We start from the raw sequence: 19,695 nt of genomic DNA on the forward strand, positions 1-19,695 counted from the left end.
TATAGCTTGATCTCTCAACACGGGCACGAACAACAGCCCCCGAGGAGATTACACATGCCGAACTACAGAGTCTCGATGGATATCGGTGGCACCTTCACCGACATCGTTGCGTACGACCAAGAGACCGGAACCTATTCCGCGACCAAAGCATCCACAACCCCTGGCAACCTCAGTGGGGGCGTCATCACCGGCCTCGAATCGATCGTTGATGACCTCTCCGACATCGAGTTCATTGTGCACGGAACCACCCAGGGCCTCAACGCCTTCCTCGAACGTCGGGGCGTTCGTGTGCTCCTCCTTGCAACGGCGGGACTCGAAGACGTGTACCACATCGCCCGCGGGCCCCGCCTTGAGCTCTACAACGCCCAGTACCGCAAACCAGAGCCCCTGCTCGAACGCAGCGACGTCATCGGCATCGGTGGCCGCTTCGATGGCAAGGGCCGCGAGATCCGCCCGCTCGACGAAGTTGCAGTGCGCCAGGCGGCCCGCCGCGCACTCGCTGAAGGATACGGTGCCGTCGCCGTCGCGTACCTCTTCAGCTACAAAAACGCCTCGCACGAAGACCGCACCCGCGAAATCCTGCTTGAGGAACTTGGCGAAGACTTCACCGTTTCGCTGTCGCACGAGGCGGCAAAGGAATGGCGCGAATACGAGCGCACGTCATCCGCAGTGATCGAGGCCTACACCGGCCCAGTTGTGCGCAACTACCTGCTCGACCTCGAACAGAAGATCGCCGAACGCGGCGTTGAGGCTCCCCTGCACATCATGCAGTCATCCGGCGGAGTGCTGACCGCGAAGTCGGCCCGCAAGCGCCCGCTGCAGACGCTGCTCTCCGGCCCGGTCGGCGGCGCCATTGGTGACGCCGAGCTCGCGTCGGTCTCGTCGCGACCAAACCTCATCGGCGTCGACATGGGCGGCACCTCGTTTGACGTGTCACTCGTGGTGAACGGCAAGCCAGATGTCTCGACCGAGGCAGAGCTGGAAGGCCTGCCGATGCTCATGAGCGTCGTGAACATTCACACGGTTGGCGCCGGCGGCGGCTCTGTCGCCTGGCTCGAAGCCGGAGGGCTCCGTGTTGGGCCACGCTCGGCCGGCGCGACGCCTGGCCCGGCCTGCTACGGACGCGGCGGCACCGAGCCAACCGTGACCGACGCAAACCTTGTGCTCGGTCGCGTTGACCCCGACTGGTTCGCCGGCGGCCAGGTATCCCTCGACCGCAAGGCCTCGCTGGATGCGCTCACCACCGTTGGGTCGCAGCTTGGCCTCGACCCCATGCACATGGCAGAGGGCATCTGCGACGTTGCCAACTCGCAAATGGCCCAGGCCATCCGCACCATCACGATCTCCCGCGGCATCGAGCCGCGCGACTTCAGCCTCGTCGCCTTCGGCGGCGCCGGCCCGATGCACGCGGTCTTCCTCGCGAAGGAGCTTGGCATCCCTGAGACGATCGTGCCCCGCTTCCCCGGCGCCTTCTCGGCGTGGGGAATGCTGCAGACCGACATCCGCAAGGACCTCTCTGAGCCGTACTTCTTCCTCGATGAAGACCTCGACGTTGCCAACATGGCATCGACCCTAGGCGGCATGGAGTCTGAGGGCAAAGGCTCGCTCGCATCAGAGGGCGTCTCCGAAGAAAACCGCTCATCATCGGCATCCGTTGATGTGCGCTACCACTCGCAGGAGTTCACGCTCAACGTGCCGCTGGCATCCTCAGACGAGCCAAACGAGCCAGGCTTCCTCGACACGCTCAAGCAGCGCTTCGCAACGATGTACCACGAGCGCTACGGCCACTCAAACATCGAGGCACCCATCGAGATCGTGACGCTGCGCACCCACGCGGTTGGCGACCTCGGCCACCTCGAAGCGCCAGCCTTCCCCAAAGCAACCTCGCAGGAGTTTGCCCACGAGATCCGCCCTGTGGTCTTCGAGCAGGTTGAGCACGCCGCAATCGTCGTGCGACGCGACGCCCTCGGCGCAGGCCACACCTTCGAAGGACCAGCCGTCATCGTCGAAGAAACCGCGACAACGGTTGTGCCGCCCGAGTACACCGTTTCTGTCGACCAGCTCGGCTCCCTCATCATCCGCTCACACGATTCCGAAGGGAACTAACCCATGAGCACCCTCACAACCACCCTCGACACCACGCTTGATCCCGTAACGGTCGAGATCATCCGCAACGCGCTCACCAGCTCGGCGGCGGATATGAACGCAACGCTCATCCGTTCGGCCTACTCGCCCATCATCTACGAGGGCGGGGACTGCGTTGTTGCGCTGCTCGACACCGAGCACCGCGTGCTCGGCCAGTCGGCAGGGCTCCCGCTGTTCCTCGGCAACCTCGAGACCTGTTCGCTCGCGGTCGAGGAGCTGCACGGCCGCGAGGTCTGGCAGGAAGACGACATCTGGATCCTCAACGACTCCTACCTCGGCGGGACCCACCTCAACGACGTCACAATCTTCGCCCCCGTCTTTGTCGACGGCGAGCTTGCCGGCTTCGCCGCGACGCGCGCCCACTGGATGGACATGGGTTCAAAGGATGTTGGCGGCTCGATGGACTCGATCGACATCTTCCAAGAAGGCTTCCGGATGGGGCCCGTCAAGCTCGTCGAGGCAGGAACCGAAACCTCGGTTGTTGACCTCATCCGCACCAACGTGCGCTTCCCGTACCAGACCATCGGCGACATGAACGCGATGATCGCGGCCCTCCGCATGGGAACCATCCGCATGCAGGAGCTCGTCGAGCGCTACGGCACCGACACCCTCAACGCGGCCCGCGACGAGATCTTCCGCCAGACCGAAGAGATCGAGCGCGAAACCGTTCGCGGCATCCCCGACGGCGTCTACGAAGCTGAAGGCGTGCTCGACAACGACGGCATCAACCTCAACCAGACCATCCCGATCAAGCTCAAGGTCACGGTCGCAGGCGACAGCATCGACTTCGATGTGACGGAGTCGGCAGACCAAACGCGCGGCCCCGTCAACTGCGGAATCGCGCAGGCCGTTTCGGCGCTTCGCGTTGGCTACAAGCTGCTCGTGAGCCCAGACTCAAACTCGAACGGAGGCTCGTTCCGGCCGCTGAGTACCCAGGTGCGCTCCGGCTCGGTGCTCGGCGCCGTCGCCCCCGCACCCTGCCAGTGGTACTTCTCGCACCTCGGGCTGCTCATCGACCTGGTCTCAAAGGCCATGTCGACGGCGATGCCTGACCGCGTATCAAGCGCGAGCCACGGCGACTCGATGATTATCACGACCGCTGGTTTCGACCCGGATGCTGGCCGAAACTTCGTCACAATGGAGGCCACGCTTGGCGGATGGGGCGCCTGGAACGGCACCGACGGCGAATCGGCAATGATCAACAACGTCAACGGCTCGCTCAAAGACCTGCCCATCGAGATGCTCGAAACGCGCTATCCCTTCCGCATCAACGAGTACTCGATCAGGCCGAACTCGGGCGGACCTGGCCAGTGGCGCGGTGGCAACGGCGTCACCCGCGAATACGAATTCCTCACTGACTGCGTTGTTGGCCTCTGGTTCGAGCGTTCAGAGACCCCGGCGTGGGGCCTCTTCGGGGGCTCGGACGCGCAGGGACCAGAAGTGGTCATCAACCCCGGCCGCGAAGACGAGTTCCACACCCTCAAGGCCAACGCCCGCCCGGTCAAGGCCGGCGACATCGTCCGCCTGTCGGTAGGCGGCGGAGGAGGCTTCGGCGACGTGAGCAAGCGCTCGCGCGACGACATCGAGTACGACATCCTCAACGGCTACATCACCGAAGAGTTCGCCGTCTCGCACTACGGATACACCAAGTAATCACACAATCCCTGCAACACCCATGTTTCACACGAAAGGACTGTCATGAAAAAACGCACCCGCACAGCAGCCGCGGCAGCATCCGTTTTGCTCGGCACCTCGCTCTTGCTCACCGCATGCTCGCCTCCCGCGGCATCCGACTCGACGACCCAGACGGCGGCAAGCGCCGACGAGAAGCTTGAGGTTGGCTTCTTTGGCTTTGCCAAGACCAACAGCTTTGCCCAGGGCACCTTCCTCGGCATCGAGGAGGCGGCAAAGGCAAACAACGCAAACGCCACCTTTGTCGACTCGAACTTTGACGCCCAAGTCCAGGTGCAGCAGGTCAAGGATGCCATCACCTCGAAGGCATACGACGTGATCGTTATTCAGGCCAACGACAACCAGGCGCTCATCGCCCCGCTCGAAGAAGCTACAGCAGCAGGTATCACGGTGGTTGTTGAGTTCTCGGTTGTTGGGCCAAAGTTCGATACCGTCGACCCGCAGGTGAAGGATGCCATCAGCATCGTTGACCTGCCGACCACCAACGGCGAGGCGCTCGGCCAGCTTGGTCTTGATGCCTGCGACGAGGTCGAAGGTGACACCTGCAACGTTGCCTATCTTGAAGGATTCAAGGCGCTGCCCCTCGACAACGCGCGTACCAACGCGGTCAAAGACAAGCTCGCGACAAATCCAAAGGTGAACCTCGTCGCCTCGGTTGAGGGTGGCTACACGGCTGACAGCGGTCGCCAGGCGTTCCAGAACGTGCAGCAGGCGAACCCAGACGTTGACGTTGTGATTGGCGCATCGCAGGCAATCACCGGGGCGGCTGCGGTTGCCGGGGCCGATTCCGGCATCAAGTTCATCGGAAACGGGGCGTCAAAGTCAAACGTCGCTGCGGTGCTCGACGGCAGCTGGTTTGCCATCTACGTGACCGACGTGTTTGCGAATGGCAAGAAGGCAACCGAGCTTGGGCTGGCAAAGGCCCGTGGCGAGCAGGTCGAAACGGCGATCAACGAGCAGACGCTCGCGCCAAACAACGGTATGGGCACCAAGTCGGCGCTCACCGAGAGCAAGTTTGAGTCGATGTACTCCGACTAGGGAAAGCTCAACCAACCGGATGCGCCCAGCTACCCCCTACCTCTCGGCCGGGCGCATCCACCCCTCACCTGCATCTATTTGCGAGTTTCTGCGCGAGAAGACGGATTTTTCCGCAGAAAGTCGCAAATAGATGCAGGTTACCGACGCTTAGAAGGGAGTCCGAACGTGGGACAGGCAGCGAATATACCCGCCGCTCCGCAGATTGGAGTCGCCCAGATCACCAAGAAGTACGGCCCAGCCGTTGTGCTTCACGACATCTCGCTCACCATCGAACCGGGCGAGGTGCACGGCATCCTCGGCGAAAACGGCGCGGGCAAGAGCACGCTGCTCAAGATCTTGGCCGGCGTTGTTGTTGCCGACGGCGGCACAGTGAGCCTCGACGGCGAGCAAGTACGGCTCGGGACGCCCCGCGCCTCCATCGCCCACGGCATTTCGCTCATCTCGCAGGAGCTCGCGCTGCTCCCCCACCGCTCTGTCCTCGAAAATGTCTTCCTCGGCAGGTGGAGCCAGACCCTCGGCTTCAGCAGGAGAGCAAGCGACCTCGAAACGCTCAACCGCCTCATCGAGGAAACCGGATTTGAGCTAGACCCGCACGAGAAGGTTGGCCAACTGCCAATTGGGAAAGCGCAGCAGGTTGAGATCCTCAAGGCACTCGCCCGCGGGGCAAAGGTGCTGTGCATGGATGAGCCAACCGCTGTGCTCAACGAGGCAGAGAAGGAGCAACTGCTCGGGGTCATTCGCAGGCTCGCGGCTGGCGGCACAACCGTCATCCTCGTCTCGCACTACCTCGACGAGGTGCTGTCGATCGCCGACCGCATCACGGTGCTGCGCGACGGCAGTCACATCATCACTGACTCGGTTGCCGGGCACACCCCCTCCTCGCTTGTCGCCCTCATGGTCGGCCGCGAGGTCGATATCTTGACACCGGATGTTCCTCCCATCAACGAGGATGCGCCGGTTGTTCTCGCGGTCAACGGAATGACAAATGCCAGGGTGAACGATGTCACGTTCACCGTGCGCAGCGGCGAAATCGTTGGCATCGCAGGCCTCGTTGGCAGCGGGCGCAGCGAGACCCTCCAAGCAATTTTTGGCTCAGACCGTCGCCAAACTGGCACGATCACCATTCACGGCAAACCGCTCAAGGGCAACAGCATCCGCTCGGCAATCGCGAGAGGCCTTGCGCTCGTGCCAGAGTCTCGCAAGGACCAGGGCCTTGTTGTCTCGCGGCCCGTAGTCGAGAACATTGCATTGCCAACGCTCGGCGCCCGCGCGCTCGGCGGCTTCATCAAGCGGCCAACCGAGCGAACCGCGGTTGAGGAGGTCAGCGCGCGCGTCGACCTCCGCGGCGCACGGCAGGGGTCGCTCATATCGAGCCTTTCCGGCGGCAACCAGCAAAAGGCGCTGTTTGCCAAGTGGCTGCTCAATCCGCCGGCCGTGCTCATGGTTGACGAACCGACCAGAGGCGTTGATATCGCTGCCAAGGTTCGCATCCACCGCCTCATCGTTGACCTCGCTGGCCGCGGCACCGCCGTCATCGTAGTGAGCTCCGAACTCGATGAGGTGATTGGCCTCTCGCATCGCGTGCTCGTGATGCGGCACGGTCACCTCGTAGACGAGTTCGACCGCAATGCCTCCCCAGACGACGTAATGACTTCAGCCTTCATGAAATAGGGAATCCCATGACCACAACATCTACCCCACCGATTATCGACGCTCCTGAACCCCAAGAGCAGCGCTCGCCACTGGCTTCGCGCAAGTTTCGATTGAACCTTCGCGACTTCGGAATCGTGTTTGGGCTGCTCGCCATCATGCTGTTCCTTGCGCTCAACACCACCACGTTTCTGACGGAGCAAAACTTCATCAACCTCTTCGACCAGGCCGCGATTGTTGGCCTGCTCGCAACCGCAGCGACCCTCTGCATCATTAGCGGGGTGTTTGACCTCTCGTCGACGGCAACTCTCGCTGCCTCGGCAATTATCGGCGTCATGGTCACGCAGCAGTTTGGCGTTGCCGCCGGGTTCATCGGCGCGATCCTCGCCGGCGCCGTTTTTGGCTTCTTTACCGGCTTTGTTGTGGTCAAGACTGGCGTCAACTCGTTCATCGGGACGCTCGCTATCAGCATCATTTACCGCGGCATCGCCATCGTCATGACGGGCGGCAACATAGTTGCGCCGACCACAGACCAGAGCCTCGCGTTCAGTGTCTGGACCTGGCCGAGCATCTTCGGGCTCAGCGCTGGTTCGGTGCTCATGCTGGTCACCCTGATTGTGCTTGGCATTGTGCTCTGGGGAACCACGTTTGGCCGCAGGATCTACGCGGTTGGTGGCAACGCGGAGGCCGCGCGTCTCAGCGGAATTCGCACGGGTTCCATCCACATCGCTGTCTTCACCATTAGCGGGGTGTGCTCGGCGATGGCTGGGATGATCCTTGCCTCGCGCGCCGGCTCGGCCCAGCCGTCGATGGCGACGGGCATCGAGCTCACGGCAATCGCGGCCGTTGTCATTGGCGGCACGAGCATCCTCGGCGGGCAGGGCGCTATGTGGAGGGCGTTTGTTGGCGTGATGATCCTGACGGTTATCGGCAACGGCTTCAACCTCATGCACTGGGACACGACGTATCAGCAGGTGGTCACTGGCTCGCTTATTCTGCTCGCTGTGGCGGCCGATGGGCTCTTCGTACGGAAGCGCCGAACCTAAAGCGCTTAGGATGTGACCACAACAGCAAATGGAAGAAGACCATACATGCACTCAGGGGGGACACTGCGCGCGGGGATTCGGCTGAGTCCTTCGGCGTTCCACTACGCCATAACCGACGGTGACGCGTGCGTCGCGGCCGGAACGCGAGCGGGATTCACCACCCTGTCAGACACCGTCGCTGCCGCCTTTGCCGAGATCTCGAGCGCCGCGCCTCGTGTGGTGAGGGAGGCGACGGTCGACGTGAGCGGGGTCCTCGAAACGCTCACCCCGGCGCCGGTTGTCGCCATCCGGGTATCGCCACGGCCGCCCGACGCGATGCACGCGCACCAATTGCCTGCACAAGCTGCGGATGCCGTCATTCTTTCGGTGCATGTCAAGGGCGGCCACGACCTGCGCGGCCAGGAACTCACGAGCCTCGACCTCGACGGTTTTCGCGAGCACATCCCGGCGATACTTTCGACGGGAGCGCGGGCTATCGCAATTACGGGTGTTGGCGCAATGACCACGCGCGATCACGAAACCCGTATCGCCGATGAACTCCTTGAGGCAAACAGCGAACTACATGTGACCATCTCGCACGAGTTCTTGTCGAGCAGTTTTGTGAACCGCGACTACACCGCTGTCATGAACGCAGGCCTCGCTTCTGCCGGTGCAAAGCTTGCGTCGATGCTCGAGCTCTCGTGCAGCAGATACCTCCCAAAGGCCGAACTCTCGCACCTCAAAAACGACGGAGGTAAGGCGCCGGTTCGCCGCCTCGCGGTCACGCCCATCCACGCCCTGTACTCGCGCTGGGCTGCCGAACTGTGCGGCGTTGCGTTCCTTGCATCCGCCCCCGATGGCGAACTCGTTGTCAGCTCGGACGAGGGCACAAGCGTGAGCTGGATGCACTCTGGGCTCCCCCTCGCCAGAAGCGTCGTCGACGAAGGCTCACACCTCACGATCGCGAGCAACACGGCCATTCGCCACCCGTTCACCCTCAACCACCGCGTTCCCCCGCTCATTGCCGATCTGCGGGGCGACACGTCGCAGCCGCTGCCGTTTCGCCTGCAGAGCACATTCACGCTGCCGGACGGGCTCGAAGCGGTGAGCGTCGGCTGTGCCATCGCCCCCTACACCGTGTGGGTTGACCGCTTCGCAACGGCCCCCGATGTTGACACCCTCAACCGGGTGCTGCGCGCCGCCGAAGAAGACGCACGCTCAATTGTTGTGCACCTGGGGGCCGAACCGACCACGGCATCCATCATCGAGGCAAACTCGTTTGCCGTTCCGTTTGGGAACCCGGATGTTGTGCGGCTCCGCGTGCGAGCGGCAGGTGAGGTCTCGTGACCAAGCTCACCGCAGACGATATTGCGAGGCTCACGACGGGGGCTCATTTCCTGGCCTGCTGCATCGACCCGTCATCGCTTGGCATCTACGCCGACATGATCACCAACGCAATCAGCGATCATCCCATCAACCTCGTCTCTGTTGATGATCTTGACCAGGATGCGCTTGTTGTCTCAATCGGGATTGTCACGCAGGGCCCGATGGTTGCCGAGATGCTGCCGTCAGGCGACGAGTTTTTGACCTGTATCGCCGATATCGAGAAGCGCCTCGGCCGCAAGGTGACCGCAATTTACTCGCTGGCCGCCGCCAATGTGAATGCAATCATCCCACTCATGGTTGGGCTACAGTCCGGCCTTCCCGTGCTTGATTCGGATGGCATGGGCCGCGTCTTTCCGATGATTTTCCAGTCGACCCTCAACGCGGCAGGCCTCTCGATCAGCCCGATTACCATGATGGGCGTGACCGGCGAGCGCGCCACGATTGAGGCGGCAACCGCGTTTCGCGCCGAGATCCTTGTCCGCGCGGTCGTCACCGAAATGGGCGGTTGGGCGGCGACGGCGATGTATCCGGTCACCGCAGCGCAGATGAGCACCAACGGCGTGCACGGTTCGATCAGCAGGCTTATCAAGATCGGGCGCATCCTCGACGGTGAGGGCTCTGCCGATGCCAAATTTGTCAAACTCGTTTCGCTCCTCGGCGCAACACGAATTGCGAGGGCGAGGGTCACCCACCTTGATTCCCTCGCCAGGCAAACTGACCGTCAGGTGCCGAGCCACGCGGCGAGTATCACCCTCGAGGATGAGTCAAACGGGCGCATCGTTCGGCTTGAGATCCGCAATGAGATTGTGCTCGCACTTGTTGACGGCGCAGTCGCCTCTGCAACACCAGACATCATCACCATGCTCAGCACCGAAAACGCCAAGGTGCTGAGTCTCGAAGACATCACGGTTGGCAGGGTCATCGATATCCTGAGCGTTCCAGCAGACGAAAAGTGGTACACGCCAGAGGGCCTCGCGCTCTCGTCCCCCCAGGCTTTCTACATTCCCGTAAAGCATCCGAGGCAGGCATGATCAGACCACCGCACAGCACACAGCTCAACGTTGCAGAGCTGATTGCGAACGGGTCGCTTCGCAGCACCCGTCCGCTCTATCTGACAAGCACAAGCGCCGTCGTTGAGGGCGTGGTGATTGTCTCCCAGCCCGATGAGATTCGGAACGTAGCGCCGCACACGGTTGTGGTCATCCCTGCCGGCATCGGAACAAGCGGCTGGCTTGTTTCGTCTGCACTCCGCCAAGCGTGGGAGCGAAAAGCGAGCGCCGTCATCGTCGCCGATACGCCGTATTCAAGCTCGATCGTTGCACTAGCGAAGCGGCTCGACATTTCGCTCCTTGCCGCGATTGACGACCCAACCACCGTTGCCCTTTCGCTTGCCGGCGAGCTCGGGACCGCGGCCTCAAGTATGAGCATCCGGCTCGCCCGCTTCGCACAGGCCGTCGCCGCAGAACACACCATCAACACGGTCCTCAAGGCCGCCTCAAAGGAGCTTCGCGGCGCCGTTGTCTCGCTCGAATTTGATCACATTGTTGTTGCGTCAGCCGGTTCAGGGACGGTAGATGCAAGCACCGCAGGCCACACGCTCGTGACGGCCGACCTGCCCAGCGTTGGTGGCGGAGTCTCCGGGCGGATATCGACGGTTGTGCTGAGCAACGGAACCGATGCCGCGAGCGCGCAGGCCATCCTCTCGGTCGCGGCGCCGTCGGTGCAGGCCGCGTGGCTTGCCGCCGACGCCGCCGAGTCACGTGGGGCTGTGCCGACGTCGGCGCTTGTTGGGCTTCACGCGATCGCTACGGCACCTGACGAACGAGCCAGCGATAACGAGGACGAGCCCTCGCTCGACATCAACGGGGCCAAGGTGAATGCGGGCGGAGGGAACCCTGGTAGCCGCCTGCTCTCGCAGCTTGGCTGGCAATCGGACCAGCGCTACGTCGCCGTCTGGATTCGGGGTGAGCCCGGTGCTGAACGAGCGCCGGCGCTCACTTCCGTTTTGCGTCTCCTCTGGCGAAAAGTTGCACAGCGTTGCCCACTCGCCGAGGTGGACGATGGCTGGCTCGCCGTTGTCCCCTCAGGCTACCCAGACAGCGTTGTGCAGCTCGAGCGCAACATTAACACCCGTCTTGGCGGTGCCCTCGCGGAGCTTGGCCTCACTGCAGGGCTCTCCCGCTGGCAACACAGTCCGAGCCGTTCGCTCACCGAGCTAGCCCACGAGGCACGGCTTGCGGCGCAGTGCGTACCGCCGAGCGGTACGACCAGGGTGGTTGCCTTTGGTCAGCTCGGCGTTGAGGCCGCCGCGCGGTTTGTCGACACCGACACCATCCTGCAGATCGCCCGCCTCACGGTCCCACGCCTGCTCGAAGCGGCAGACGGCGAACACATCGCGAGCGCCCTCGAAACCTACTACGCAAATAACGGCTCTGTGGTTGCCGCGGCGCAGGCCCTCGGTGTGCACCGCAACACCATTCAGGCGCGACTGACGAGGGCACGGGCGCTTGACGTTCCCATCGATGACCCGAGCAAAACGCTTTCGGTGCACCTCATTGTTGCGGCCCTCCGCAACTCTGGCATCCTGGTCAGTGGCACCGTCTCAACCGCAACCGCAAGCGTTGGCATCGTGCCAAGCGCGCTGCAAAACCCGCCAACCAACAGCATCCGCACGGTCCGCGCACCGCAGACCGGCACCGCCCCAACCACATCGGAGGACCTATGACCACCCAGTTCGACTCGCTCGACGCCATCCACGCTGCGGCCCTCGAGTCGCCGGGAGCATTGTTGTTCACGATCTCTGCGATCGCTGACAAGGGCACAAGCATGGCTCGTATCTTTACGACGCACCCGGAGGTCTATCCGGTTGGCGGCATCAAGACGTTTGCCGATGACACCAACCAGGTCTGGATCGAGCAGGTCATTCGTGGTCAGCAGCCATTTTTCGGGCCTGATGTGCAGGCAGTTCGCGACTTCTTTTTTGATTCTGCCACCATCGAGGAGCTCGGCTGCGGGGCAATTATCAACGTGCCAGTTATCGCTGGCGGCGAGGTCATCGGTTCGATGAATTTCCTCGATGCAGACGGCGCGTACGGCGAATCTGACGTGGCAACGGCCGTTGACATTGCGGCACGCTCGGTGGATGCCGTGGCGGCTGCGTACCGGCAAATCCTTGCCGACGCCGAATCACGCACGATGGACTAGCAGCCGAGGACGCAAAAGCCCTATGCTCAAAACCTGGCCGCCGATCGTGCGGTGCATCGCTTAGAGGGGGGCCTCAGATTATGACCGAACCGGTTACGGTATCACCGTGGAGACGATTCTGGGAGCGCGGAGGCTGGTGGCGCGCCGTTCTGCTTGCTGCCGTGTATTACGCGCTGTACCAGCTGAGCGGGCTCACGCTCCTGCCAATTCTCTCGCGCATTGAGGACACCTCGAGTCCTGCCTATGTCCTCTTTGCGTTTGCGGTGCCCGTTGCACTCGGCGGAGTGTTGCTCGTCGTTTTTGCGTGGTCGATGAATTGGCTCACGCAGCTGTTTCGGCCGCAGCCCATTCGTGGGTCATGGTGGATGTGGATCGCGGTGGCGGTTGTCCTGATCTTCAACATCCTGCGTTTTGCGACGATCGACTACGGGGCCGTCAGCGTTGGGGTCGTAGCTACGTGGCTTCTTGCAGGGCTCTTCATTGGGTTCGCGGAAGAGACGCTCACGAGGGGCCTCGTTGTCACGATGCTTCGGAAAGCGCACTATCGCGAGATCACGGTTGCGGTGCTTTCGGCCACCGTCTTTTCGGCACTGCACTCCGGCAACCTGCTCACGGGCCAGTCGCTTTTTGCAACGCTGATTCAGCTGTTGTACACGTTCGGATTCGGAATCTGCATGTACCTTGCCCTTCGCGTGACCGGTAACCTCATCTGGCCAATCCTGCTGCACGCAAGCACCGATCCGGCCATTTTTCTGCAAACCGAGTACCACGTTGACGGCCCGCTCGCGACGCTGGCCTCTGTCGGGAACATCCCCGTCATCGTTGTTGGCCTCCTGCTGCTCATCTTCATTCGGGGCAAGGTTGTGGAGCGGGACGCCTTCGCACTTCCCCTCCCGGCTGCTCGCTAAGCACGGTATGCCCCAGCGAGGTTCTGGGCAGCCCAAGTGCATAAACGCCACCCCGGCATGCCGGGGTGGCGTTTATGTCAAGCCGTTGTTGTGGCGTTAGTTCACGCGGCGAAGGGCGAGGCGATGTGTTGTCGCCAGCGCGCCCCCAAGAACGAGCAAGATTGCGGTCAGGATACCGGCGGCAGACAGATCCGAACCGGTCTGCGCGAGCGGCTGGTTGACGGCCGCTTTACCCGTGTTCTGGGTGTCAACGGGGGCCGGAGCCGCTCCGTCCGTCTCTGGATCAATCGCGGGATCAGTCGGGTCAATAACCGGCACAGCCACGGATGCCTGTGTGATCGTTCCGCTGAAGGGGCCAGTGGCTGAACCGATGGTCACTTCAGCATCCCAGGCAAGCTCATTGGCGCCTGCCGCGGCAAAGCTCCAGGCGTTGCCGGCGGCGTCAAGCGTCGCGGTTGCGGACGTTGGCATGATTGACACGCCGTCAACCGAGACGACCGGGTTCGCCTGCACGGCATCAACGAGCACGTCTGGGAGGCTCAGCGTCTGGCCGTCAGCGTACAGTTCCGAGAGGGCAGCGTGCTGACCGAGAGTTGACAGGCTCGCAATGTGGTTATTCGACAGTTCCAGTTGCCACATCGACGAAAGCCCAGCGAGCGGCGCCACATCCGAAATCTCGTTGTTGCTCAGGAGCAGCTGCTCCATGTTGCTCAGCTGAGCCAGCGGGGTGAGGTCGGAAATCTGGTTGCCATCAATCACAAGCTGGCTCAGGTTTGGCAGGGTCTCGATTCCGGCGAGCGACACGATTCCGTTGTTCTGGGCGGCAAACTGTTCAAGCGATGGGAGGCCAGCCAGCGGGGTAAGGTCAGTTACGCCCGTATCGCTCAGATACAGCCCAAAGATCTTGGGAAGGTCGGTTAGGCCGCTGATATCGTTCACGCCCGTCTGGTAGAGGAATACGCGACTGAGCTCAGGGTGTCCACCGATGCCGGAGACGTCGCTCAACGGGTTGACCGCGAGTGAGAGCGAGGTGAGTTTGCTCAGGCCGCTCAGCGGTGTTGCATCGGTAATGCTGTTGCTTGAGGCATAGAGGTATGTGAGGTTGTAGAGCTCTTCAGCGCCGGTGAGCGATTCAATGCCCATGGAGTTACAGGAAAGGTAGGTTACCGAACCGCCCTGCTCTGTCGTAATGTCGGCGTCAGCAGGCTGCCCCAATCCGGCATTAATGCAGGCCCGAAAATTGTCATCAGTGAAGTTAATGAGCGCGGCGTCGGCAGCCATTGCCGGAGTGCCAACGGCACCAGCAAGCAGCAAGCCGGCGATGCCGGATCCGAGAATCGTTTTCGCAGATACGCGAGAAGTCATAGATATGTCCCCAAATAATCAAGTAGCAATCGCTACGGCCATCACATGCCCCCAATGAATCATGTGCACGCGTCAGGAGAACTCATACCGGCCTGAGGTGATGCACCCAATCCCCATCGGGTGTCGATCACATGTTGCCTCGGCAGGCTGAGCCGCCTTAACGCTTATCCGCGAGATTACCGGAGAACCCTGAGAATACGGCTATTGACAACGCGATACGCTTAGGCATGCGAACACGGCGATCAACGGGCAGCTACGAAGTCGGGCGCGCAAAGCGGGCCGAGATCATCGAGGTTGCGGCCGCCAAATTTGGTGCGGCCGGCTACTACAAAACGCCGCTCGCCCAGATTGCTGCCGATGTTGGGCTGTCTGAGGGTGGTCTCATGTACCATTTTCCTTCCAAGAAACGGCTCTTGCTCGCCGTCGCCGAACACCGATTTGACCAGACCGCCCACTGGTGGAGCGGGGTTGGACCGGCATCAGACCCCTTCGATATTTTCCGAGGCATGGTCGTCTCATCGCTGCGCTTTGAACGCGAACCAGGGCTTATCGAACTCTTTGTGTTGCTCTCGGCAGAATCCGCCGATATCACAAGCCCGTCACACGCCCTGTTTGCTGAGCGCTACGAGCGCACGATTACCGACCTTGCGGCGCTCCTGCACTCTGGAGCAGAACGCGGGGTGTTCAGGGCGGATGCCGATTACCTCGCTATCGCCCGCGAAACCATCGCAGTGCGCGACGGCCTGCAGTTGCAGTGGGTCATCTCCGGCGGAAAGGTTGAGCTTGCGAGGGGCGTCCGCGACCATGCGCTTCGTGTGCTGTCATCAATCGTGACCGACGCATCCACCGTTGGACCGGACCTGCTGCCGCTCAACTTGAATGCTGTACTGCTCCCGTAACGTTTCAATCGAGCGTTGGCCCGGCCACAATCGCTGCCTCGAACAACGAGGGACGGCTGGCCAGGCCAAAACGCGGCTACAGGTCGAGCGCTATCGTGCGGGTTGGGGGCGGCCCAACAACCACAACATCCAGCTCCGATTGCACCCGCCCGAAGGCCTCGCCGGGGAAATAGGGCTCGCCCTGATCGACAAACTCGGTATCGTCGGTGAGCGGATACATGTAGTCGAAGAATTTCTCAAAGATTGCTGGCCCGAGGAAGCCAACCATCTGCGTGTGGTTGGCGTCGAAGCTGAACGAGTGGATGGTGCCTGGCGGCGCGTGCACAACGTCACCCTTCGTGAGCAACACCTCCCGTCCATTGACGTAGAGCCAGATGCGGCCTTCGAGGCACAGGAAGTTCTCGGTGTGACGCTCGTGAAAGTGCAGCGGGATATAGCCGTCGCGGCCGCCGGTTGTGTGCACGGCGAACGAGTCGGAGCCTGTCGTGGTTGCGCGCGAGATGAACGTGTTGAGCTGCTTATAGAACGTGCGGCGCTCACCTTCGCCCGCCGACAGGTAGTACGGTTCGACCGAACCCGGCAGCTTGGCGTCGTGCTGCCGTACCGGGTCTGGGCGCTGCGCATCCGGATAGGTAATGCCAAGCAGCTGACCGTGCTCGCGAAGCTCCTCAGTCGAGACGTGTGAGGTTGGGCGGTTTGGCCGCACCCTTGCATCCACCCGCTTGCCAACGGCCGTGATGAGTCCGACCGACGTTCCTGGTACCGACCACACCATGATGCGCGTGTAATTGCTCGTGAAGCGGAATGAATACGGGGTGTTTGCCGGAATGAGCACCTCATCGCCAGGCGCGAGCACACGTCCCTCGCCGCCGAGCCAGAACTCAACAACGCCGTCAAACACGATAACCGTCTGATGTTCGGATGCGTGCGAGGCAAACGGGGTCTGATAACCGCGCCCGCCCGTCACGTAGTAGGCGCCGTGCAGCCCGCCGGTATCCTCAGGCCGTGCGATCACGGTGTACAGCGCGCCGTTGATCTCGTAACGGTCACCTTCGCCCGCCGCGAGGTAATAGGGCTGTGGCTCGCCTGGGAGCTGGTTCACGACGGGCACAGCGGCGCCGGGTTCGATGAGGGACATTGTTACTCCTTTGTAAACGGTGGTCTGGCGGATGCGCTGGCACATTCCGCTGCAATGAAGCGGTACACAAGATCAAACGAGGCCGATGCCGGAAGCTTCGCGAGCCGCTCTTGGCGGGTTGCTCGCACCGTTGCTGGCGCATTTGGTTCGGATTCGAGTCGCCCCGAGTCGAGCGGAAGCCCCGGCAGCTCATCGCCGCCTGCCGGGTTGAAGAAGCCGTGACCGAAGCCGTCGATGAGGTAGAGCACGGCATCCGCGCCGGCACGTTCGTAGGCTTCGTAGAGCGCAACGCTCTGCGAAGCGGGGACGAGCGTGTCGCCCGTGCCGTGCAGGATGAGGATTGACGGCGCCGCGGCATGAACCCGATGCGCGGGGCTCGCCTCGCGGGCGAGTTCGGCAGCATCGGCAGGGGCCGCGCCCAGCAGGCCGCGTGTTGGTGGCACGTCTTGGTCGGTGGCCAGCAAATCTGATGGCCCGTACCCGTCAACAACGGCAACGATATTCATGGATTCCGCCGCAGTCACTCCGCACAGCGCGGCGAGGTGTCCGCCGGCGGACGAACCCCAGAGCGCAATCGGATGCCCCGCCGTGCCGAGGCCAAGCGGATCGGCCACGAGCCACCGGACTGCGGCCTGCACATCCTGCAGCTGGGCCGGGAAGACGGCATCGCCGCTCAGCCGGTAGTCGATGCTCGCCATGATGAGGCCGCGCTCGGCGAAGTACCGGCCGAGGTCTGGGGCGAGTGTGCGGTCGCCAACGCGCCAGGCTCCGCCGTGCAGCCAGACCACAACGCCGGCCCTCTGCTGACCGTCTGGCGGGAAGCTGAGGTCAAGCTTGAGCCCCGGTGCAAATTCCAAGTCGGGTGCGTGGATGACGCTGTTCTTTGTTGACATCAGTTCTGCTTCCCCGCGGACGGCTTCGTCTGCACCCGGTCGATTGGTAAAAACTGAGCCTACATTGTTTTAAGATTTTGGGTCAAGCACATGTTTTTCCAACACCAGGAGCGCACCGTTTCAGCGGGGCTTCAGCTACGGTGTGAAAGAGTTGCCCTGAAGCTGCACGTGGCGCATACCGCCAAAGCCAACCCAACGCAGCCGCCCACCCAACACCAGAGGAGCCTCCAGCATGCGCATCCTCGTAGTCGAAGACGAAAAAGGGCTCGCGATTGGGCTCCGAGCCGGCCTCGAAGCCGAAGGATTTGCCGTCGACATCGCCGAAAACGGCACCGACGGACTCTGGCTCGCGCGCGAAAAACCGTATGACGTCATCCTGCTCGACATCATGCTTCCCTACCTCAACGGCTACCAAGTGTGCCAAGCACTCCGCGACGACAAAAATTGGACGCCCATCCTGATGCTCACGGCGAAGGACGGCGAATGGGACCAGGTTGAAGGCCTCGATACGGGAGCCGACGACTACCTCACCAAACCGTTCTCGTTTGCAGTGCTCCTCGCCAGGGTTCGAGCGCTCCTCCGCAGGGGCGCAACACAGCGCCCGGCCGAACTCACGGCAGGCGACCTCGTGTTTGACCCGGCCTCCCGCACGACGCGGAGGGGAGACCAGCCGATCGACCTCACCTCACGCGAATCCGCCGTGCTCGAATACCTGCTGAGACACGTCGGGGAGGTCGTCACAAAACGGCAGATCCTCGACCACGTCTGGGACGACGATTTTGAAGGCGACCCCAACATTGTTGAGGTCTACATCCGGCACCTGCGCAACAAGGTTGACCGACCGTTTGAGCGTTCCTCGATCAGTACGCTGCGCGGTTCCGGCTATCGTTTGGCCTCAAATGGCGGATAAACGCCGCCCGCCGCTCCGCTCGGTCCGGGCGCGGGCCACCATCGCAGCCGTCAGCGTGCTCGCGGTTGTGCTCATTATTGGCGCAGCGGTCGCCCTCAACTTCGCGCGCCAATCGCTCGGTGTCGACAGTCTCGCCGAAACCGCCCAGCAACGGGCAGACGTCTTCGCTACCCGATTGGCAAGTGGAGAATCCGCAGAGACCATGATCGACGAGGTTGACGATTCACGCCGAGATTCCGGCCTCATCCAATTCATCGCCCCGGACGGTTCGGTGCTGGACGCATCAGAAGACCTCGAAGACGAAGGGCCGCTCAGGTTCGACTCCTGGCCCCAATCCGTCACCCTCACCGACGATGACGAAACGGAAAACTATGTTGCCGTCACCCAAACGGTGCCCTCCGATGCCGGCGCCAACGAGGGCGTCACGATCGTCTACCTCTACAGCCTGAGCGACGCGGAACTGCCAACTCAGGTGCTGCTGCTGGTCTTCGCCGTCGGCATACCCGCGGTTCTGCTCACCGTTGGCGCAACGACCTGGTGGCTCACCGGCAGGGCGATGCGCCCCGTCGAGCGGATGCGCGAAGAAGCCGAACTCATCACCTCCGCAAACCTTGGCCAACGCATCGCGCATCCCGGAGGCCGAGACGAAATCGCCAGGCTAGCGGTCACCCTCAACGGAATGCTTGACCGGTTGCAGGCCTCTCACCTCGCCCAACGCCAATTTGTGTCAGACGCCTCCCACGAGCTCCGCTCGCCACTCGCCAGTATCCGCCAGCTCGCGGAAGTCGCACAGACGTACCCAGGCACGGTTGACGAGCAACAACTCGCCGATCACACCCTGACAGAGGCGCTTCGCATGCAACGCCTCGTCGAATCGCTCCTGCTGCTCACTCGGTCGGATGAGCTGCGACTTAACGTCGCGGCAGCCGCGGTTGACCTCGACGACATCCTCGCGCGGGAAGCGACCCGAATCCGGTCGACTCACCCGCTGACCGTGCACACCTCAGGCGTCTCGGCGACACAGGCCCTCGGAAGCGCCAGCCTGCTCGACCAGGTCATCCGCAACCTCGTAGATAACGCTGCCCGTCACGCACACTCGGCGATCGCGGTCAACTGCGGGGTGATTGAGGCCAACGGCAACCCGCCGCGGGCCTGGGTCACCGTTGACGACGACGGCACGGGCATCCCTCTCGCCGAGCGAGGCAGGGTCTTCGAACGGTTTGTGCGGCTTGACGAATCACGGAGCCGTGATGCGGGAGGCTCGGGACTCGGCCTTGCGATTGTGCACGACATTATTCGGGCACACGGCGGGACCGTCAGGATCGATGATTCCCCGCTTGGCGGAGCTCGTTTTGTGTTGTTCCTGACGCCCGTTGACGAACGAGAAACGGGATTCTGACGGGCGCTCAGCCTTTCTGAACGTGCCTTCAGAATGCTTCAGG

Annotated in this window: 16 protein-coding genes; 13 read left to right on the forward strand and 3 right to left on the reverse strand. The window is 62.3% G+C overall.

Annotated features, from left to right (window positions below; genetic code table 11):
- Positions 1 to 54 precede the first annotated feature (54 nt).
- From FHX76_RS11160 to FHX76_RS11205, 10 genes are all read left to right on the forward strand, one after another.
- A complete protein-coding gene (locus FHX76_RS11160; RefSeq protein WP_167150762.1) occupies positions 55 to 2,106 on the forward strand; it encodes a hydantoinase/oxoprolinase family protein in 2,052 nt (683 codons plus the stop codon).
- Between the two features lie 3 nt (positions 2,107 to 2,109).
- A complete protein-coding gene (locus tag FHX76_RS11165; RefSeq protein WP_167150763.1) occupies positions 2,110 to 3,798 on the forward strand; it encodes a hydantoinase B/oxoprolinase family protein in 1,689 nt (562 codons plus the stop codon).
- Positions 3,799 to 3,843: 45 nt separating this feature from the next.
- On the forward strand, positions 3,844 to 4,875 hold the full coding sequence (locus tag FHX76_RS11170; protein WP_167150764.1) for a sugar ABC transporter substrate-binding protein: 1,032 nt from the start codon (positions 3,844 to 3,846) through the stop codon (positions 4,873 to 4,875).
- Positions 4,876 to 5,040: 165 nt separating this feature from the next.
- The gene (locus FHX76_RS11175; RefSeq protein WP_167150765.1) at positions 5,041 to 6,546 is read left to right on the forward strand and encodes an ATP-binding cassette domain-containing protein; all 1,506 of its coding nucleotides are present in this window, start codon (positions 5,041 to 5,043) and stop codon (positions 6,544 to 6,546) included.
- A gap of 8 nt (positions 6,547 to 6,554) precedes the next feature.
- On the forward strand, positions 6,555 to 7,571 hold the full coding sequence (locus FHX76_RS11180) for an ABC transporter permease (protein WP_167150766.1): 1,017 nt from the start codon (positions 6,555 to 6,557) through the stop codon (positions 7,569 to 7,571).
- A 45-nt stretch (positions 7,572 to 7,616) separates the two neighbouring features.
- Positions 7,617 to 8,897, forward strand: coding sequence for a hydantoinase/oxoprolinase N-terminal domain-containing protein (locus tag FHX76_RS11185; RefSeq protein WP_167150767.1), 1,281 nt, complete (start codon positions 7,617 to 7,619; stop codon positions 8,895 to 8,897).
- Positions 8,894 to 9,967, forward strand: coding sequence for an S-methyl thiohydantoin desulfurase domain-containing protein (locus tag FHX76_RS11190; RefSeq protein ID WP_167150768.1), 1,074 nt, complete (start codon positions 8,894 to 8,896; stop codon positions 9,965 to 9,967). Before FHX76_RS11185 ends, FHX76_RS11190 begins: the two co-directional genes overlap by 4 nt.
- Positions 9,964 to 11,661, forward strand: a complete 1,698-nt coding sequence (locus FHX76_RS11195; RefSeq protein ID WP_167150769.1) for a helix-turn-helix domain-containing protein — start codon at positions 9,964 to 9,966, stop codon at positions 11,659 to 11,661. Before FHX76_RS11190 ends, FHX76_RS11195 begins: the two co-directional genes overlap by 4 nt.
- Positions 11,658 to 12,140 carry a GAF domain-containing protein gene (locus tag FHX76_RS11200; RefSeq protein WP_167150770.1) on the forward strand — a complete coding sequence of 161 codons (483 nt, stop codon included), beginning with the start codon at positions 11,658 to 11,660 and terminating at the stop codon, positions 12,138 to 12,140. Before FHX76_RS11195 ends, FHX76_RS11200 begins: the two co-directional genes overlap by 4 nt.
- 80 nt (positions 12,141 to 12,220) lie before the next feature.
- The gene (locus FHX76_RS11205; protein ID WP_167150771.1) at positions 12,221 to 13,048 is read left to right on the forward strand and encodes a CPBP family intramembrane glutamic endopeptidase; all 828 of its coding nucleotides are present in this window, start codon (positions 12,221 to 12,223) and stop codon (positions 13,046 to 13,048) included.
- 96 nt (positions 13,049 to 13,144) lie between these two features.
- On the opposite strand, the gene FHX76_RS11210 is transcribed toward FHX76_RS11205, so the two are convergent.
- Complete coding sequence (locus FHX76_RS11210; protein WP_167150772.1) at positions 13,145 to 14,413, reverse strand: leucine-rich repeat domain-containing protein; 1,269 nt, start codon at positions 14,411 to 14,413, stop codon at positions 13,145 to 13,147.
- Positions 14,414 to 14,640: 227 nt separating this feature from the next.
- On the opposite strand from FHX76_RS11210, the gene FHX76_RS11215 reads away from it, so the two are divergent.
- Positions 14,641 to 15,312, forward strand: coding sequence for a TetR/AcrR family transcriptional regulator (locus FHX76_RS11215; protein WP_167150773.1), 672 nt, complete (start codon positions 14,641 to 14,643; stop codon positions 15,310 to 15,312).
- A 76-nt stretch (positions 15,313 to 15,388) separates the two neighbouring features.
- On the opposite strand, the gene FHX76_RS11220 is transcribed toward FHX76_RS11215, so the two are convergent.
- Both FHX76_RS11220 and FHX76_RS11225 read right to left on the reverse strand, forming a co-directional pair.
- Positions 15,389 to 16,450: a quercetin 2,3-dioxygenase gene (locus FHX76_RS11220; protein WP_243848779.1), complete on the reverse strand. Its 1,062-nt coding sequence runs from the start codon at positions 16,448 to 16,450 to the stop codon at positions 15,389 to 15,391.
- Between the two features lie 2 nt (positions 16,451 to 16,452).
- Positions 16,453 to 17,343, reverse strand: a complete 891-nt coding sequence (locus FHX76_RS11225) for an alpha/beta hydrolase (protein WP_167150775.1) — start codon at positions 17,341 to 17,343, stop codon at positions 16,453 to 16,455.
- A gap of 232 nt (positions 17,344 to 17,575) precedes the next feature.
- Between FHX76_RS11225 and FHX76_RS11230 the strand changes: the two genes are divergently transcribed.
- Complete coding sequence (locus FHX76_RS11230) at positions 17,576 to 18,253, forward strand: response regulator transcription factor (RefSeq protein WP_167150776.1); 678 nt, start codon at positions 17,576 to 17,578, stop codon at positions 18,251 to 18,253.
- Positions 18,243 to 19,652, forward strand: coding sequence for a sensor histidine kinase (locus FHX76_RS11235; protein ID WP_167150777.1), 1,410 nt, complete (start codon positions 18,243 to 18,245; stop codon positions 19,650 to 19,652). Before FHX76_RS11230 ends, FHX76_RS11235 begins: the two co-directional genes overlap by 11 nt.
- The last annotated feature ends 43 nt before the right edge of the window (positions 19,653 to 19,695 follow it).

The organism is Lysinibacter cavernae, assembly GCF_011758565.1.
GTDB classification, from domain to species: domain Bacteria; phylum Actinomycetota; class Actinomycetes; order Actinomycetales; family Microbacteriaceae; genus Lysinibacter; species Lysinibacter cavernae.

What these genes read in the sequence shown, in the direction of transcription:
- FHX76_RS11225 (WP_167150775.1), bottom strand. Translation starts at nt 17,343, where the DNA reads ATGTCAACAAAGAACAGCGTCATCCACGCACCCGACTTGGAATTTGCA.
- FHX76_RS11200 (WP_167150770.1), top strand. Translation starts at nt 11,658, where the DNA reads ATGACCACCCAGTTCGACTCGCTCGACGCCATCCACGCTGCGGCCCTC.
- FHX76_RS11235 (WP_167150777.1), top strand. Translation starts at nt 18,243, where the DNA reads ATGGCGGATAAACGCCGCCCGCCGCTCCGCTCGGTCCGGGCGCGGGCC.
- FHX76_RS11185 (WP_167150767.1), top strand. Translation starts at nt 7,617, where the DNA reads ATGCACTCAGGGGGGACACTGCGCGCGGGGATTCGGCTGAGTCCTTCG.
- FHX76_RS11180 (WP_167150766.1), top strand. Translation starts at nt 6,555, where the DNA reads ATGACCACAACATCTACCCCACCGATTATCGACGCTCCTGAACCCCAA.
- FHX76_RS11210 (WP_167150772.1), bottom strand. Translation starts at nt 14,413, where the DNA reads ATGACTTCTCGCGTATCTGCGAAAACGATTCTCGGATCCGGCATCGCC.
- FHX76_RS11195 (WP_167150769.1), top strand. Translation starts at nt 9,964, where the DNA reads ATGATCAGACCACCGCACAGCACACAGCTCAACGTTGCAGAGCTGATT.
- FHX76_RS11215 (WP_167150773.1), top strand. Translation starts at nt 14,641, where the DNA reads ATGCGAACACGGCGATCAACGGGCAGCTACGAAGTCGGGCGCGCAAAG.
- FHX76_RS11205 (WP_167150771.1), top strand. Translation starts at nt 12,221, where the DNA reads ATGACCGAACCGGTTACGGTATCACCGTGGAGACGATTCTGGGAGCGC.
- FHX76_RS11170 (WP_167150764.1), top strand. Translation starts at nt 3,844, where the DNA reads ATGAAAAAACGCACCCGCACAGCAGCCGCGGCAGCATCCGTTTTGCTC.
- FHX76_RS11160 (WP_167150762.1), top strand. Translation starts at nt 55, where the DNA reads ATGCCGAACTACAGAGTCTCGATGGATATCGGTGGCACCTTCACCGAC.
- FHX76_RS11165 (WP_167150763.1), top strand. Translation starts at nt 2,110, where the DNA reads ATGAGCACCCTCACAACCACCCTCGACACCACGCTTGATCCCGTAACG.
- FHX76_RS11220 (WP_243848779.1), bottom strand. Translation starts at nt 16,450, where the DNA reads ATGTCCCTCATCGAACCCGGCGCCGCTGTGCCCGTCGTGAACCAGCTC.
- FHX76_RS11230 (WP_167150776.1), top strand. Translation starts at nt 17,576, where the DNA reads ATGCGCATCCTCGTAGTCGAAGACGAAAAAGGGCTCGCGATTGGGCTC.